Annotated in this window: 16 protein-coding genes; 8 read left to right on the top strand and 8 right to left on the bottom strand. The window is 72.7% G+C overall.

Annotation, left to right across the window (positions count from 1 at the left end; translation table 11 throughout):
• Positions 1-132: 132 nt before the first annotated feature.
• Genes ACH4D3_RS01620 through ACH4D3_RS01600 form a run of 5 tightly spaced genes read left to right on the top strand, consistent with a single transcriptional unit; the run spans position 133 to position 5,170 of the window.
• The gene (locus ACH4D3_RS01620) at positions 133-1,146 is read left to right on the top strand and encodes a substrate-binding domain-containing protein (RefSeq protein ID WP_398315201.1); all 1,014 of its coding nucleotides are present in this window, start codon (positions 133-135) and stop codon (positions 1,144-1,146) included.
• A 60-nt stretch (positions 1,147-1,206) separates the two neighbouring features.
• Complete coding sequence (locus ACH4D3_RS01615) at positions 1,207-3,795, top strand: nitrate- and nitrite sensing domain-containing protein (protein WP_398315199.1); 2,589 nt, start codon at positions 1,207-1,209, stop codon at positions 3,793-3,795.
• The gene (locus ACH4D3_RS01610) at positions 3,792-4,211 is read left to right on the top strand and encodes a roadblock/LC7 domain-containing protein (RefSeq protein WP_003972853.1); all 420 of its coding nucleotides are present in this window, start codon (positions 3,792-3,794) and stop codon (positions 4,209-4,211) included. The genes ACH4D3_RS01615 and ACH4D3_RS01610 overlap by 4 nt, the downstream gene beginning before the upstream one ends.
• 1 nt (position 4,212) lies before the next feature.
• A complete protein-coding gene (locus ACH4D3_RS01605) occupies positions 4,213-4,572 on the top strand; it encodes a DUF742 domain-containing protein (protein WP_356857034.1) in 360 nt (119 codons plus the stop codon).
• Positions 4,559-5,170, top strand: coding sequence for an ATP/GTP-binding protein (locus ACH4D3_RS01600; protein ID WP_385929401.1), 612 nt, complete (start codon positions 4,559-4,561; stop codon positions 5,168-5,170). Before ACH4D3_RS01605 ends, ACH4D3_RS01600 begins: the two co-directional genes overlap by 14 nt.
• Before the next feature lie 41 nt (positions 5,171-5,211).
• Here ACH4D3_RS01600 and ACH4D3_RS01595 read toward each other — a convergent pair whose 3' ends face one another.
• The 8 genes from ACH4D3_RS01595 to ACH4D3_RS01560 all read right to left on the bottom strand — a co-directional run bounded on the left by ACH4D3_RS01595 (position 5,212) and on the right by ACH4D3_RS01560 (position 12,430).
• Positions 5,212-6,174, bottom strand: a complete 963-nt coding sequence (locus ACH4D3_RS01595) for an ABC transporter substrate-binding protein (RefSeq protein WP_398315196.1) — start codon at positions 6,172-6,174, stop codon at positions 5,212-5,214.
• A gap of 73 nt (positions 6,175-6,247) precedes the next feature.
• A complete protein-coding gene (locus ACH4D3_RS01590) occupies positions 6,248-6,913 on the bottom strand; it encodes an ABC transporter permease (protein ID WP_398315194.1) in 666 nt (221 codons plus the stop codon).
• A complete protein-coding gene (locus ACH4D3_RS01585) occupies positions 6,910-7,623 on the bottom strand; it encodes an ABC transporter permease (RefSeq protein WP_398315192.1) in 714 nt (237 codons plus the stop codon). The genes ACH4D3_RS01590 and ACH4D3_RS01585 overlap by 4 nt, the downstream gene beginning before the upstream one ends.
• Complete coding sequence (locus ACH4D3_RS01580) at positions 7,620-8,804, bottom strand: ABC transporter ATP-binding protein (protein ID WP_398315190.1); 1,185 nt, start codon at positions 8,802-8,804, stop codon at positions 7,620-7,622. The genes ACH4D3_RS01585 and ACH4D3_RS01580 overlap by 4 nt, the downstream gene beginning before the upstream one ends.
• Before the next feature lie 236 nt (positions 8,805-9,040).
• Positions 9,041-9,448 carry a peptide-methionine (R)-S-oxide reductase MsrB gene (msrB, locus tag ACH4D3_RS01575; RefSeq protein WP_003972860.1) on the bottom strand — a complete coding sequence of 136 codons (408 nt, stop codon included), beginning with the start codon at positions 9,446-9,448 and terminating at the stop codon, positions 9,041-9,043.
• Positions 9,449-9,461: 13 nt separating this feature from the next.
• Positions 9,462-10,850 (bottom strand): UDP-N-acetylmuramate--L-alanine ligase, encoded by a 1,389-nt coding sequence (murC, locus tag ACH4D3_RS01570; RefSeq protein ID WP_398315188.1) that lies wholly within the window; start codon positions 10,848-10,850, stop codon positions 9,462-9,464.
• A 73-nt stretch (positions 10,851-10,923) separates the two neighbouring features.
• A complete protein-coding gene (locus ACH4D3_RS01565) occupies positions 10,924-11,397 on the bottom strand; it encodes an indole-3-glycerol phosphate synthase (RefSeq protein WP_398315186.1) in 474 nt (157 codons plus the stop codon).
• Between the two features lie 217 nt (positions 11,398-11,614).
• A complete protein-coding gene (locus tag ACH4D3_RS01560) occupies positions 11,615-12,430 on the bottom strand; it encodes a pyrimidine reductase family protein (protein WP_398315184.1) in 816 nt (271 codons plus the stop codon).
• 261 nt (positions 12,431-12,691) lie between these two features.
• Here ACH4D3_RS01560 and zapE point away from each other — a divergent pair, with 261 nt between their 5' ends.
• The 3 genes from zapE (at position 12,692) to ACH4D3_RS01545 (ending at position 16,196) form a co-directional block, all read left to right on the top strand.
• Positions 12,692-13,804, top strand: coding sequence for a cell division protein ZapE (gene zapE, locus ACH4D3_RS01555; RefSeq protein WP_398315182.1), 1,113 nt, complete (start codon positions 12,692-12,694; stop codon positions 13,802-13,804).
• 116 nt (positions 13,805-13,920) lie between these two features.
• The gene (locus ACH4D3_RS01550; RefSeq protein WP_109029724.1) at positions 13,921-14,709 is read left to right on the top strand and encodes a slipin family protein; all 789 of its coding nucleotides are present in this window, start codon (positions 13,921-13,923) and stop codon (positions 14,707-14,709) included.
• Between the two features lie 89 nt (positions 14,710-14,798).
• Positions 14,799-16,196 carry a PhoX family protein gene (locus ACH4D3_RS01545; protein WP_398315180.1) on the top strand — a complete coding sequence of 466 codons (1,398 nt, stop codon included), beginning with the start codon at positions 14,799-14,801 and terminating at the stop codon, positions 16,194-16,196.
• Positions 16,197-16,249: the final 53 nt, after the last annotated feature.

The raw sequence follows: 16,249 nt of genomic DNA, 5'->3' as shown, positions 1-16,249 counted from the left end.
TTGACTACCAGCGGTCACACACGGTTTGCTCCGGCCAGGCGAGTTTCACCCGGTTGGCGCACTGACCCGCGGCTCCGGGCCGTCCCGCCCCGTTCCTCCTGCTCGGCCGCACAGCGAGGTGCCCCCGCCCCCATGAGTACAGCTCCCCCGCCCACCCACTCCCCCGGACCCGCGCGCGCCGCGGCCCTCACCGCGGCCGTCTGCCTGCTGGTGGCCGGCTGCTCCGCCCTCGGCGGGGACGAGGACGGCTCGGCGGCGGACGCCGCGGGCGGGTCCGGCGGCGACCGGATGAAGATCGTCATGGTCACCCACGGCGGTGAGGGCGACGCCTTCTGGGACCGGGTGCGCAAGGGCGCCGAGGCGGCGGCCGCCAAGGACGGCGTCGACCTGACCTACGCCGGGGACGCCGACACCGCCGGCCAGGCCGAACTCGTGCGGGACGCCATCCGCGACAAGGCCGACGGCATCGCCGTGACCCTGGCCAAACCGCAGGCGATGAAGGCTCCGGTCGCCGAGGCGAAGGCCGCCGGGATCCCGGTGGTCGGCCTCAACTCCGGCATCGACGCCTGGCGGTCCACCGGGCTCCTGGAGTACTTCGGGCAGGACGAGAGCGTCGCGGGCCGGGCCGTCGGCGACAAGCTGGACGACCTCCGGGCGAAGCACGCCCTGTGCGTCATCCACGAGCGCGGCAACGTCGCCCTGGAGGCCCGCTGCGCCGGTGTGAAGAAGACCTTCGGCGGCCGGACCGAGATGCTCTACGTCGAGGGCACCGACATGAAGGCGGTCGGCGCGGCCGTCACGGCGCGGCTGCGGCAGGACCGCAGCATCGACGAAGTCGTCATGAACGGCGCGGCGTTCGCCCTCACCGCGGTCGAGGCCGTCGAGGAGGCGGGCAGCGACGCCCACGTCGCCACCTTCGACCTCGACAACGACCTGGTGGCCGCCGTCAAACGCGGGGACGTCCAGTTCGCCGTGGACCAGCAGCCGTATCTGCAGGGCTATCTCGCGGTGGACGGGCTCTGGCTCCACCGCACCAACGGCAACGTCAGCGGCGGCGGCGTGGCCCCCGTGCTGACCGGCCCCGCGTTCGTGACCCGGACCAACGCCGACTCGGTCGCCGAGTTCGCCGCGGGCGGCACCCGGTGACCGGGCCCCGCGGCCGCCGGCACCTCCGCCTCCCCGCCCCACTGATCGCCTAGGACGACGATGCCTGCACGGAAGTCACGGAAGTCACGGAAGAAGGGTGCCCGGCGCCGCCTCGGCTCCATACGTCTGTCCCTGATCCTCCTGGCCCTGGTCCCCGGCGTCACCCTCGCGGCCGTGTGGGGCGTCACGACGATCCAGATGTTCTCGGAGGGCCTGCGGCTGCGCGCGCAGACGGAGCTGAGCCGCGACACCGGCGCGATGGGCACCGAGGCCACCCTGGCCCTGCAGAAGGAGCGCAGCCTGTCGGCCGCCTGGCTGGCCGCCCCGGACGGCGACCGGAGCGAACTGGACGCGCAGCGCAAGAAGACGGACGAGGCGGTCGCGCAGTTGGTCGGCCAGTCCGACGCGATCGAGAGCGCGCCCTCCCGGGTCTCGGACCGGCTGTACTCGGTACTCGGTTCGGTGGGCAGCCTGGAGTACTACCGCAACCAGGTGGACGACCCCAGCGACATCACCGCCGAGCAGGCGCTCGACCAGTACACCTCGATCGTCGACGAGCAGATCCACGCCTTCCAGGAGCTCTCCCAGGTCGACGACGGCGACCTCACCTCCCAGGCCGGTCCGCTGGTCGCCCTGGAGCACGCCGCCGAGCTGGTCTCCCAGGAAGACGCCCGGCTCACGCTGGCCTGGCCGTCCGACCGGATGGACGAGGAGCAGTGGTCCCGGTTCGCCCAGCTGGTGCACACCCGCCGCTGGCTGGTGCAGGACCAGATCGTCCCCTCGCTGACCGGCAGCGCGAAGACCCAGACCGAGCGGATCCTCGCCGGCTCCGAGTGGAAGTCCATGCAGGACGTCGAGGACCAGGTGCTTGAAGCCCGTTCGGCGGACGGGGGCGACCGGATCGACCTGCCGGACGCGCGGCAGCGCTGGATCACCGCGTTCGAGGAGATCTCCACCCAGTACGGGCAGCTCATCCGGCAGCAGACGGACGGGCTCCTCGACCGCAGCGCCGCTGAGGCCCGGAGCCTGCTGATCAAGGCCGGTGTCCTCAGCGCGGGCGGCCTGATCGCCCTGCTGCTGTGCATCGTGATGTCCTGGCGCATCACCCGCTCGCTGTCCCGGCGGCTGCGCGGGCTGCGGCTGGCCACCCTGAGCCTGGCCGAGGAGCGGCTGCCCGACGTGGTGGCCCGCCTGGAGCGGGGCGAGACGGTCGACGTGGAGTCCGCGACGCCCCCGCTGGACTACGGACGGGACGAACTCGGCCAGGTCGCGCAGGCGTTCAACACGGCCCAGCGCACCGCCGTGCACACCGCCGTCGAACTCGCCGACACCCGGCGCGGCTTCCAGAAGGTCATCCTGGGCATCGCGCGGCAGAGCCAGAACCTCGTCAACATGCAGCTCGGCAAGCTGGACGCGCTGGAGCGGGAGCACACGGACCCCGAGATCCTAAAGGGCCTGTACGAACTGGACTCCACCGCCAGCCAGCTGCGGCGCTACGAGGAGAACCTCGTCATCATCAGCGGCGAGCAGCCCCGGCGCACCTGGCGCGAGCCGGTGTCGCTGGTCGACATCCTGCGCAGCGCCGTCGGCGAGGTCGCCGAGTACCAGCGGGTGGAGCTGCACGCCGACGAGGAGGTGGCCCTCGCCCCGCCCGCGGTGGCCGACGTGATCCACCTGCTGGCCGAGCTGATCGACAACGCGACCGCGTACTCCCCCGCGCCCAACCCGGTCGGGGTGAGGGCGGCGCTGGTGGCCAAGGGCTTGGCCGTCGAGATCGAGGACCGCGGGCTCGGCCTGTCGGAGGAGGACTACGCCTCGTTCAACGCCCAGTTGGCGGTGGCCCCGCAGTTCGACGTGGTGGCGCTCGCCGACGACCTGCGGCTCGGCATGTTCGTCGTGGCCCGCCTCGCGCACCGGCACGGCATCACCGTCACGCTGCGCCCCTCGCCGTACGGCGGGACCACGGCGATCGTGCTGATCCCGCACGAGATCGTGGTGCGCGAGCCGGCCGGCGGCGCGGACGGCACCGGTGCCGCGGCGAACGGCGCACGGGTCCCCTGGGTCGCCGGGGCCACCGCGCCCGACTCGGCCGACCCCGCGGGCCCGGTCACCGGCGCCGGTCCGGCCGCCCCGGCCACCGCCGCCGACCCGGACGACGGTCCCCGGCCGGTGCGCCCCGCACGGTCGTCCCGGCCGGCTCCCGCGAGCCCGTCCGCGGCCGCGGCGGGGTCCCCCGGCGGCCGCTCCGGCGACTTCGGCCCCGGCTCCTCCGACGGGCGCGGCGGACTGGCGCCGCTGCCCCGCCGGGTACCGCAGACCAGCCTCGCCGCCGAACTGCGCGACGAGGATCCGGGCGGCCGCCGGGACGGCCCGGACGACCCGGCCGGCGACGACTACGCCGACTTCACGGCCGAGCGCGCCGCCTCGTCCCTCGCCGGTTTCCAGCGGGGCACGCTGCGGGCCCACACCGTTGACGAAGCAGCCGAGCCGGCCGACGCAGCCGACGCGCACGAAGCACATGAAGCACACGAGGCGGACGAGGACGCCGGTCGCGCGGGCGACCGCGCCACCGACGGGCACGCGCTCTCCTCCGCCGCCCACTCGACCCCGACCGCCGACCGCCGACCGCCCACGAAGGACACGCGATGACCCGACCCTCCCCCGCCACGCACACCGAGCTGGACCAGTTGCTCACCGGACTCGTGGAGCGGGTCGCCGACGTGAACCAGGCCGTGGTGCTCTCCGAGGACGGCCTGGTCGTCAGCAAGTCCACCGGGTTCCTGCGGGACGACGCCGAGCGGCTGGCGGCGACCGCGTCGGGCCTGATGAGCCTCAGCAAGGGCGTCAGCATGGACTTCCGGGGCGGCCCGGTGCGCCAGGCGCTCATCGAGATGGCCAACAGCTATCTGATACTCACCTCCGCGGGCCCCGGGGCGCACCTGGTCGTGCTCACCGGGCCGAACGCCGACGTCGGCGTGGTGGCGTACCAGATGAACATGCTCGTGAAGAAGATCGGCGAGCACCTGAGCGCGGCACCGCGGGCCACCGCCGGCCCCGGCGAGTGACGTGACCGGAGGCGACGCTGCGGGCCGGCTCGTGCGGCCGTTCACCCTGACCGGCGGCCGGACCAGGCCCAGCCGCGCCGACTTCACCCTCATCACGACGGTGACCGCGATCGACCCGCAGCCCGCCCGGGCGGCGCGGCCGCAGCCCGAGCACCTGCGGATCCTGCGGCTGTGCGCCGAGCCGATGGCCGTGGCGGAGATCGCGGCCCGTCTCGACCTGCCGGTGAGCGTGGTCGTCATCCTGCTCTCGGACCTGCTGGAGGCCGGCCGCATCACCGCCCGGCCGCCGCACCCGGTCTCCCGCGCCACCGACGACCTGGACCTGCTGCAGAAAGTGAGGGACGGCCTTGGCCGGCTCTGAGCGCGTCGCCGAGACGCCCACGGCATCCGCCCGCGCCACCGCGCCCGAGGCGGTGAAGATCCTGATCGCGGGCGGCTTCGGCGTCGGCAAGACCACCATGGTCGGGTCGGTCAGCGAGATCGCCCCGCTGCGCACCGAGGAACCGCTGACCGCGGCCGGCCTGGACGTCGACGACCTCAACGGCATCGAGGAGAAGCGGGCCACGACGGTGGCCCTGGACTTCGGCCGGATCACCATCGGCCGGGACGTGGTGCTGTACCTCTTCGGCACGCCCGGTCAGCAGCGGTTCTGGTTCATGTGGAACGACCTGGCGATCGGGGCGCTCGGCGCGGTGGTCCTGGTCGACGTCCGCAGGCCCGAGTCGAGCTTCGCCGCGATCGACTTCTTCGAGCGGCGGGGCATTCCGTTCGTCGTCGCCGTCAACGGCTTCCACGGCCGGCACCCGTACCCGGCGGCGGAGATCCGCGAGGCCCTCGCGCTGCCGGAGCACGTGCAGGTGCTGCTGTGCGACGCGCGGGAGCGGACCTCCAGCCGGGACGTCCTCATCGCCCTGATCGACCAGCTGATCGACGCCGCGACCGGGGCCGCGGCGTCGTAACAGGTCGTAGCGGGTCGTGGCGAGGCGTCTTCGGGCGTCCGTCAGACCAGGCCCGCGGACTTCAGCCACTCCTTGGCCACGTCGAGCGGGTCCTTCTTGTCCAGCTGGACCTGGGCGTCCAGGTCGAGGAGCGTCTCGGTGTCCAGCTTGGCGGAGACCGCGTTGAGCGTGGCCACGCCCTCCTCGTTCAGCCCGTCCTTGGTGACCAGCGGGGTCACGTTCGCGTGGCCGAAGAGGTTCTCCGGGTCCTTCAGGACGACGAACTTCTCCTTGATGATGGTCGGGTCGGTGGTGAAGACGTCCGCCGCCTGCACGTCGTTCTTGGTCAGCGCCGACTGGGTCAGCGGGCCGCCCGCGTCGAGCGCCTTGAAGGACTTGAACTTCAGTCCGTACACCGACTCCAGGCCCTTGAGCCCCTGCTGCCGCGTCTGGAACTCGGGCGAGCCGCCGATCACCAGGTCCGGTGCGACGTCCTTGAGGTCGGCGAGGGTCGACTCGGCGGTGAGGCCGTGCTTCTTCGCGGTCTCCGCGTTGACGCTCACCGAGTCCTTGTTCTCGGCCGGTGACGACTCCAGCAGCGTCAGTTTCTTGTCGAGCTTGGCCTTCGCCGCCTCGTTAACGGCCTCGACGGACTTCTGCTGGGCCTTCGGGTCGAGGTAGGCGAGCAGCGAGCCGTTGTACTCCGGCAGCACCGTGACGGAGCCGTTCTTCATCATGCCGTAGGTCGTCTCCCGGCTGCCTATGTTGTGCTTGTAGGTGACCTTGAGGCCCTTGGCCTTGAGCGCCTCCCCGTAGATGTCGGCGAGCAGGGTGCTCTCGGCGAAGTTGTTCGAGCCGACGACGACGGTGCCGGCCTCCGCCTTGTCACCCGCGAGCGGGTTGTCGGAGGCGTTGTCGGAGTCGGAGGAACAGCCCGCGAGCAGCGCCGCCGCGGCGGTGAGCGCGACGGCCGCCGCGCCGGTGTGCCTGGTCCTGGACCTGCTGCTCTTCGCGGTGAAATTCATCCGTCGATCCAAACGATCCGCTTGCCGGTGAGTCAAGTACGGCCTGGTTACGGTTTCTCCGCGGCCCGGGCGCTCAACGCCTGCGCACCCCCGGCGAGACCGCGATCCGTCCCGCCGCCCAGAAGACCGCGAGGGTGACCAGGGCCAGGACGGCCACCAGGGTGGCGCCGCCGACGACCTTCTCGTAGTCGCGCTGGTAGAGCCCGTCGATGATGTAGCGGCCGATGCCGCCGAGGCTGACGTAGGCGGCGATGGTCGCCGTCGACACGACCTGGATGGCGGCCGAGCGCAGCCCGCTGAGGACCAGCGGGAGGGCGACCGGGAGTTCGACCCGGAAGAGGATGCCCGACTCGTGCATGCCCATGCCCCGGGCGGCGTCCACCGGCGAGGGGTCGACGGAGCGGACCGCCTCGTAGGTGGTGACGAGGATGGGCGGGACCGCGAGCACGACGAGCGGGACCATCACGGGCAGCAGGCCGATGCCGACGACGACGGCGATCAGCACCAGCAGACCGAAGCTGGGCAGGGCGCGGGCGGCGGTGGCGACGAAGGCGACGGCGTTGCCGCCGCGTCCGGTGTGCCCGGTCAGCAGCCCGACGGGCAGCCCGACGGCGGCGGCGAGTCCGAGGGCCATCAGGGTGTACTGGACGTGTTCCAGCAGGCGCGTGGGGATGCCGTCGTAGCCGTGCCAGTGGGCGCTGTCGCTGAAGAAGGCGTTGACGAAGTCGAGGACGTTCACCGGGTCGCCGCCTCCTGCGGTTCGGGCCGCTCCTGCCGTACGGCGGCGTCGTCCTTGGCGCGCCGCCCCTTGCCGCGCGGCATCCACGGCGTCAGCAGGTTGCGGGCCAGGACGAGCAGCGCGTCGCACAGGACGGCCAGTACGGCGGTCGTCAGGACCGAGTTGACCGCCAGCTCGGGCCGGCCGTACTTCTGGGCGTCGGCGAGGAGGTTGCCGAGGGCGCCCTGGTTGCCGATCAGGGCGCCGACGCTGACCAGGGAGATGCTCGCCGACACGGCGACCCGCAGCCCGGCGAGAATCGCGGGCACGGCGATCGGCAACTGCACCTGGAGGTAGCGCCGTACGGGCCCGAAGCCCATGGCGCTGGACGCGGCCAGCGTCTCCTCGGGCACCGAGCGCACGCCGTCGACGATCGCCGGGACGAGCACCACGAGGCTGTACACGGCCAGCGGGATCATCACGGTCAGTTCGGTCTGCCCGGTGTAGTCGATGAGGACCACGAAGACGGCCAGCGACGGGACGGCGTAGAAGACGGTGGTCACGCCGAGCACCGGCGGGTACAGCCAGCGGAAGCGCACACAGAGCTGGGCGAGGGGCAGGGCGGCCAGCAGCCCGGCCAGGACCGGCAGCAGCGCCTCGCGCAGATGCAGGCCGATCAGGCCGAAGTAGGTGTTGTCGAGGTCGCTCGGTATGTCGAAGAAGCCGTTCACGGGGCGACCTTCGTGACGTCGCCGGGCTCCTCGGCCCGCGCGTCGCCGGGGGTCCCCGCGTCAGGGGCGCCCGCACCGGGGCTCCCCGCGCCGTGCGCGGCGCGGATCGCCTCCGCGATGGTCTGCTGGGAGACGACGCCGGTCACTCGCCCGTCGGAGTCCACGGCGACCGCCCAGCCGGTGGGCGAGAGCACGGCGCAGTCGAGGGCGGCCCGCAGCGAGTCGGTGCCGGGCACGAACGGCCGCCCGTAGGACAGCAGCCGCCCGGCCGCGAGGTCCCCCGCGGCCGGATCGCCCGGCTCGGCCCAGCCCAGCGGCCGGTCGTTGGCGTCGGTCACCAGCAGGTGGGCGGCGCCGTCGGCGGCAGCGATCTGCTCGGCTCCGGCGTCGGCGCGCACGACCGGGCCGGTGGTCAGCTCCAGGCCTGCGGACGGGAAGAAGGAGAGCCGCCGGATGCCGCGGTCGGCGCCGAGGAAGTCCTCGACGAATTCGTCCGCGGGGTCGGACAGCAGCTCGGCGGGCGGTGCGAACTGGGCGAGCCGGCCACCGGTGCGCATCACCGCGACCATGGTGCCCAGTTTGATCGCCTCGTCGATGTCGTGCGTGACGAAGACGATGGTCTTGCCCAGCTCGTCCTGGATGCGCAGGAGTTCGTCCTGCAGCCCCTTGCGGACCACGGGGTCGACGGCGGAGAACGGCTCGTCCATGAGCAGCACCGGCGGATCGGCGGCGAGCGCCCGGGCCACGCCGACGCGCTGCTGCTGGCCGCCGGAGAGCTGGTACGGGTACCGCTTGGCGAGGGAGGCGTCGAGCCCCACCCGTTCCATCAGCTCGGCGGCCCGCTCCCGGGACTTCTGCTTGCCCCAGCCGATCATGCGGGGCACGGTGGCGATGTTGTCGAGGATCGTGCGGTGCTGGAAGAGACCGGCGTTCTGGATGACGTATCCCATGGACCGGCGCAGTGTGGTGACGGGCTGCTGCTGGAGGTCCTCGCCGTCGAGCAGGATCGTCCCCTCGGTGGGCTCGACCATTCTGTTGATCATCCGCAGGGTCGTCGTCTTGCCGCAGCCCGAGGGCCCGACGAGGACCGTGATCGAGCGGTCGGGTATCTCCAGCGACAGCCGGTCGACCGCCACGGTGCCGTCCGGGTACCGCTTGGTGACTGTGTCCATCCGTATCAAAACGCCGAATACCCTTCGGGTCTGGCAGAAGCTGCCCGCTCCGGCCGCGGTCGGTGGGGCCGTCGCCGGTCGAGTGTAGACGCCTGGTCCGCGGGGCCCCCGTTGCTCCGGGGCGACTCCTTCCCGCTGTTCGGGCGTTCACACTCGGGCGTTCACACCGCAAACCCGCCAGACCGGCGGCGGCCGGGAGCGACGGTGTCCACCGTGCCGCTCCCGGCCGCCGTTCACCGGGCGGTTCAGCCCGCCTTCGGCTCCAGCCGCAGCGAGATGCTGTTGATGCAGTACCGCTGGTCGGTCGGGGTCGGGTAGCCCTCGCCCTTGAAGACGTGACCGAGGTGGGAACCGCAGCGGGCGCAGCGCACCTCGGTGCGGACCATCCCGTGGGAGCGGTCCTCGATCAGCTCGACCGCGTCGGTGTCCCTCGGGTCGTAGAAGGACGGCCAGCCGCAGTGCGACTCGAACTTGGTCGTGGAGGTGAACAGCTCCGCACCGCAGGCGCGGCAGGAGTAGACGCCCTCGGTCTTGGTGTCGGTGTACTCACCGGTGAAGGCCGGCTCGGTGGCGGCCTCGCGCAGCACGGCGTACTCGGCCGGGGCCAGCTCGGCCCGCCACTGCTCGTCCGGCTTCTCGACGTCGTACGACATGAGTCTCAGCCCCTTACTTCGACAGCTCGTCCAGAATGCGCGGTCCGAGGTCCGTGACGTCGCCCGCGCCCATGGTGAGAACGAGATCACCGGCCTTCGCCATTCCCGCGACCAGCGCGGGCGACGCGTCCTTGTCATGGACCGGTGTGACGTCGGCGCCGGCGGCGCGGGCCGCCTCGACGATCAGCTCGCTGGTGATGCCCGGGATCGGGTCCTCGCGGGCCGGGTAGATGTCGAGGACGACCGAGGCGTCCGCGAGGGCCAGGGCCTGGCCCATCTCCTTGCCCAGCTCCTGGGTGCGGGAGAAGAGGTGCGGCTGGAAGAGGACCAGGATGCGGGCGTCGCCGACCGCGGCGCGCATGGCCTCCAGGTCGGCGGTCATCTCGGTGGGGTGGTGCGCGTAGGAGTCGACGACCTGGACGCCGGCCGCCTCGCCCTTGAGCTGGAGGCGCCGCTTGACGCCCGTGTAGGCGGCCAGCGCGGGGGCCAGCTCGGCGGCGGGGACGCCGAGGGCGGCGCCCGCGGCGAGGGCGGCGACGGCGTTGTGGGCGTAGTGGCGGCCGGGGACGGAGACGGCGAAGGTCAGCTGGGCGCCGTCCATGACGACGGTGACCTCGCTCTTCAGGCCCTGCGGGACGACCGACAGGATGCGCACGTCGGCGTCCTCGGACTCGCCGTACGTCACCGTCCGCACCCGGCCGGCCAGCCGTCGGGTCAGCTCCCGGGCGCCCTCGTGGTCGGCCGCGATCACCAGGGTGCCGCCGGGGACGATCTTGTCGGCGAAGGTCTCGAAGGACTCGTAGATCTCGTCCATCGAGGCGTAGTTGGCGTGGTGGTCCAGCTCGACGTTGAGGACGATGGCGACCTCGGGGGCGTACTTGTGGAAGCTGCGGTCGCTTTCGTCCGCCTCGGCGACGAAGATCTCGCCGTCGCCGTGCAGGGCGTTGGAGCCGGGCGCGTCCAGGTCGCCGCCGATCGCGTACGACGGGTTCAGGCCCAGCTCGGACAGGGAGACCGCCAGCATCGAGGTGGTGGTGGTCTTGCCGTGCGTGCCGGCGACCGCGAGCGGGCGCAGGCCGTTCATCAGGGCGGCGAGGGCGTCGGAGCGGTGCACGACCGGGATGCCCAGCTCGGCGGCGCGGACCAGCTCCGGATTGTCCTCGCGGATGGCCGAGGACACGACCACGCAGCTCGCGTCGCCGGCCAGGTGCTCCGCCGCGTGCCCGATGTGCACGGTGGCGCCCAGCGCGCGCAGCGCCCCGGCGGTCGCGGACTCCTTGGCGTCGCTGCCCGCCACGGCGGCCCCGCGCTGGGAGAGGATCTTGGCGATGCCCGACATTCCGGCGCCGCCGATGCCGATGAAGTGCGGTCGGTCCATGGCGGTGGGAAGGCCGGGTGCCATGCGCTGTTCTCCCAGAGTGATCCGTTGGTGGTCCGTTGGGGCCGCGCCCCCTCGGCGGGGGCGCGGCCCCAGCCTATGCCTTGCTGTGGGAGAAGAGTTTCAGGACCGGTACGCCGACCTTGTGCCGGGCCCGGGAGGCCCAGTCCCGGTGGAAGAACTCCTCCACGTAGTGGGGGTCGGTCAGGACGATCACCTCGTCGGCCCCGATCTCCATGACCAGGGCCTTCAGCTCCTCCAGCGGGTGGTCCTCGATCAGTCGCCCGTCGGCCTGCGCACCGGAGGCGCGCAGGGCGGTCAGCGACACCTCCAGGGCCCGCTCCCCGACGCTCTGCGCCTCCCGGCCCTCCGGGGTCTCCCCCTCACGCACGGCGTCGTCCAGCTCGCCGAGCGCGACGTCGTCGATGGCGCGCAGCAGCCGGTCCGCCTGATCGCCGCGCGGCTGGAGCAGCACGTGGAAGCCGACCTGCTCGTCCCCGTGCAAGGTGGTGACGAACTCCACGTCGGCGGACGTCAGGGCCTTCTCGATCATCAAAACGCTTGTGAACACCAGGCGCCCCTTCTCCTTCGAGGGCCCGTGGGCCCACCCTCCGTAGGCCGTACCAGACCCTGCGGAAACCATCCTGCCCCGTGATCGCACGGGTACTGCCGGAATCAGTGTGCCCGGCGCGGACTAAACGGAACGGAAGATTCCGCCGATTCCCGGATGCGCGGTAACGACCGAACCCGTGTCCGGTCGCCGCCGCCCGCCCGGGTCCCGGGATCCCCTAGTCGCGCCGGTACCGGCCGAAGAGGAAACCTTCCTCCTCCAAGAGGGACACCAGTGCGAATCGCCGGGGCATCCCGACGGCCGGTCCGCCCGCGATCCGCTGCGCGTCCCCCGCGGTCAGCATCGGGGAGACGGTCAGGCACAGCTCGTCGAGCACCCCGGCCGTGACGAACTGCCCCAGCAGCCGCGGGCCGCCCTCGGTCAGCAGCCGGGTGTGCCCAAGCTCCGCGAGCGCCGCGAGCGCACGGGCCGGGTCCACACCGACGCCGTCCCCCGCGATCACCACCCGGGCCCCGGCCCGCTCCGCGGCGGCGATCCGGTCCGGGGCCGCCGCGGCGCCGGTCAGGACCAGGGTGGGCACGACCGGGGAGGTGAACAGCGGCAGGGAGAAGTCCAGCTCCAGGCTCGCGCTGACCACCGCGATCACCGGCACCGGCGCCTGACCGGCCGCCCGCCGCGCCTCGGCGAAATCCGACCGCGCGCGTCCCGGGCGGTACCCCTCCTGCCGTACGGTCTCGGCGCCGGCGATCACCACGTCAGCCAGGGCCCGCAGGGTGCCGAAGACCCGCATGTCGGCCGCGCTGGAGATGGGCTGGGAGCGGCCGTCGTGCTGGGCGGCGCCGTCGAGGGTGGAGACCATGTTGGCCCGCAGCCACGTCCGCCGGTGCCCGTCCGGCTCGGGGTACGCGTAGGCGGCGGCCAGCTCGGCCAGGCTCCACTCCCGGTCGGCCTCGGCGCCGCCGCCCGGACCGGCGGTCGGATCGGTCACGGAGGACACGGGGGACACGGGGGACACGGGGAACAGGCGTCGCATGGGGTGCAGTGTTCCACGCACCCGCCGCCCCAACCGCGCAGGCCGGAGGCCCTGCCCCGTCCCCCCGCACACACCGCACCCACGACGCCGGGCCCGCGCCTGGCCCCGCGTGGCGCCCGTTTTCCACCCCGGGGCCCCGCACCACCGCGGCGCCCCGCCGCACGAGCGTCCGGCACCGTGCCCGCCCGCCTCCCCGCGCCCCGCCCGCGCCGCCGCCGGCCGACGCCGGGGCCCTCCGCGCAGGCCCTACCATTGAGTACCGTGTCGTCCTCCTCCCCCGCCTCCGTCCCCGCCCCGATAACCGGGACGGCTCCGGCCACGGTCTCCCTGTGCGCCCGAGAGCCCCGAGTCCCCGCGGACCGCCTGGTCGCCGAGATGGTGCCCCCGCCCCGTTTCGACTCCGTCCGCTTCGGCACGTACCTCCCGGACCCGAACCAGCCCAGCCAGAGCGAGGCCGTCCGGGTCCTGGAGGGCTTCGCCGCCGGACTGAGCGAGGCACCCGGCACGGGAGGCGGCAGGCGCGGCTTCCTCGGGCTGGGCCGCGGCAGGGCGCCGAAGAAGCCGGCCGGACCCCGCGGCGTGTACCTCGACGGCGGTTACGGCGTCGGCAAGACCCACCTGCTGGCCTCCCTGTGGCACGCCACCCCGGCCGAGCCCTCCCGCAAGGCCTTCGGCACCTTCGTCGAGCTGACCAACCTCGTCGGCGCCCTCGGCTTCCAGCAGACCGTGCAGACCCTGTCCAGGCACCGTCTGCTGTGCATCGACGAGTTCGAGCTGGACGACCCGGGCGACACCGTCCTCGTCTCCAGCCTGCTCGCCCGGCTCGTCGAGGCCGGTGTGGCGCTCGCCGCCACCTCCAACACGCTGCCGGGCAGGCTCGGCGAGGGCCGGTTCGCGGCGGCCGACTTCCTGCGCGAGATCCAGGGTCTGTCCGCCCACTTCCGCGCCCTGCGCATCGACGGCGAGGACTACCGCCACCGCGGTCTGCCCGAGGCCCCGGCGCCGTACTCCGACGAGCAGGTGACCCGGGCCGCCGAGGCCACCGAGGGCGCCTCCCTGGACGACTTCACCGCCCTCCTCGACCACCTCGCCCGCGTCCACCCCAGCCGCTACGGCGCCCTGACCGACGGCCTGACGGCGGTGTGCCTCACCGGGGTGCGTCCGGTGCCGGACCAGTCGACGGCGCTGCGGCTCGTGGTGCTCGCGGACCGGCTCTACGACCGCGAGGTGCCCGTCCTGGCCTCCGGGCTGCCCTTCGACCGGCTGTTCGGCGAGGAGATGCTGAGGGGCGGGTACCGCAAGAAGTACTTCCGGGCCATCTCCCGGCTCACCGCGCTGGCCCGGGACGCGGCGCGGCTCGTCGAGACCTCCTGAGGGCCGTCGTACGGACACGGGCCCGGCGCGCGCCTGACCCACGCCTGACACGGGCCCGGCGGCGGGCCTATCGTGACAGTAAGGGTGAAAACCGTCCTCCGTGCGAGGAGGTCGTCATGGTCCAGGAGCTTCTCACCGCGGCCGCCGCCGTCGGCAGCGCGGGCGTCCTGTACGTCGCCTCGGCGGCGCGGGTCGTCAAGCAGTACGAGCGCGGGGTGGTCTTCCGGCTCGGACGGCTCGCGGGGCAGGCACGCGGCCCCGGGTTCACCATGATCGTGCCGTTCGTGGACCGGCTGCACAAGGTGAACATGCAGATCATCACGCTGCCCGTGCCCGCCCAGGAGGGCATCACCCGCGACAACGTCACCGTGCGGGTGGACGCGGTCGTGTACTTCAAGGTGGTCGACGCGGCCAACGCGCTGGTCCGGGTCGAGGACTACCGGTTCGCCGTCTCGCAGATGGCCCAGACCTCGCTGCGCTCCATCATCGGCAAGAGCGACCTGGACGATCTGCTGTCCGACCGGGAGAAGCTGAACCAGGGGCTGGAGCTGATGATCGACAGTCCCGCGGTCGGCTGGGGCGTGCAGATCGACCGGGTCGAGATCAAGGACGTGTCCCTGCCGGACACCATGAAGCGCTCGATGGCCCGCCAGGCCGAGGCGGACCGGGAGCGACGCGCCCGGGTGATCAACGCGGACGCCGAGCTGCAGGCCTCGAAGGTGCTCGCGGAGGCCGCCAGGGAGATGTCCGAGACGCCCGCGGCCCTGCAACTGCGGTTGCTCCAGACGGTCGTGGCGGTGGCCGCCGAGAAGAACTCCACCCTGGTGCTGCCCTTCCCCGTGGAGCTGCTGCGGTTCCTGGAGAAGGCGCAGGAGCACCCCGTCGATCACCCGGTCGAGCGGTGACACGAGCAACGCGCGTGGTTCCCGGGACTCCTGGCAGGTGATAGACACAGCGGGGTCACAGTCCTGTCCGCCAGCAGGAAGGTTTCCCCATGTCCACGTCCCAGAACGCGGCGACCCGCCGCCAGGTGCTCGCGCGTACCGGAGCCCTGGGCGCAGGCATCGCCTTCACCGGCGCCCTCTCCGAACTCTTCGCCGGCACCGCCGCCGCCCAGTCCCTCGGCCACTCCGGCTACGGCCCCCTGGTCCCCGACCCCGACGGACTGCTGGACCTGCCCAAGGGCTTCCGCTACCGGGTGCTGTCCCGCGAGGGCGACCGGCTGCGCTCCGGGGAGGGCCCGGTGCCCTCCAACCACGACGGCATGTCCGCCTTCCCGGGGCGCTCCTCCGGCAGACACGGCCGCACCACCCACCTCGTCCGCAACCACGAGAACCGCGAGGACGGCCGCGTCCCGGTCCCGACGGTCGAGGGCCTCACCTACGACCCTGAGGGCAAGGGCGGCTGTACGGCGCTGACGCTGGACTCCCGCAACCACGTCCTGTCCGAGCGGGTCGCGATCGCCGGTACGGCCGTCAACTGCGCGGGCGGCCCCACGCCCTGGCACACCTGGCTGACCTGCGAGGAGACCGAGGACCGGGCCGGGACCAACGGCTACACCAAGGACCACGGCTTCATCTTCGAGGTCGACCCGGCCGACCCGCACCGCACCGGGGCGGTGCCGCTGACCGCGATGGGCCGCTTCCAGCACGAGGCGATCGCCGTGGACCCGCGGCGCGGGGTCGTCTACGAGACGGAGGACGCCTTCGAGCGGCCGTTCGGCCTGTTCTACCGGTTCCTGCCGGAGAAGCCGCTGGGCGGCCGGGGCTCGCTGCGGGCGGGCGGCCGGCTCCAGGCGATGCGCGTGCCCGGCGTGCCCGACCTGTCCTCGATCCAGGAGACGGGCGCGACCTTCGACCGCATCGAGTGGGTGGACGTGCCCGACCCGCTGGCGGACGGGACGCCCATCCGCTTCCAGGACTTCGGCCGGGGCGGCATCACCCACGCGCAGAAGCTGGAGGGCTGCTACTGGGGCGGGCGGAGCGTGTACTTCGTGTCGTCCTTCGCCCACAGCGACGAGGGTTCGGCGGCCGACCACTACGGCCAGATCTGGCGCTACGACCCCGAGCGGCGCCGCCTCACCCTGGTGATCGTCTTCGGTCCGGACACCGACGTGCAACTGCCGGGCGAGTCCCCCGACAACATCTGCCTGGCCCCCAGCGGCGGCCTGATGGTCTGCGAGGACGGCAACGGCGCCCAGCACGTCTTCGGTGTCACCCGGCGCGGCGAGGTGTACGCGATGGCCCGCGGCGCCCAGAACATCGGCACGCGGGAGGAGCCGGAGTGGGGTGAGTTCGCCGGCGTCACCTTCTCCCCCGACGGCGACACGATGTACGTCAACTGCTACACGCCGGGCACCACCTTCGCGGTGACCGGTCCCTGGCGCAGGTAACCGCGGGGCACCGGCGGGGCGCGCCGTCCGGTCACTGAAGCCGCGGCCACGGG

It is taken from the genome of Streptomyces sp. NPDC018026 (genome assembly GCF_044327745.1).
GTDB classification, from domain to species: Bacteria; Actinomycetota; Actinomycetes; order Streptomycetales; family Streptomycetaceae; genus Streptomyces; species Streptomyces rubrogriseus.
The sequence above is the reverse complement of the archived record's forward strand: the minus strand, read 5'-3'. Positions and strand labels throughout refer to the sequence as shown.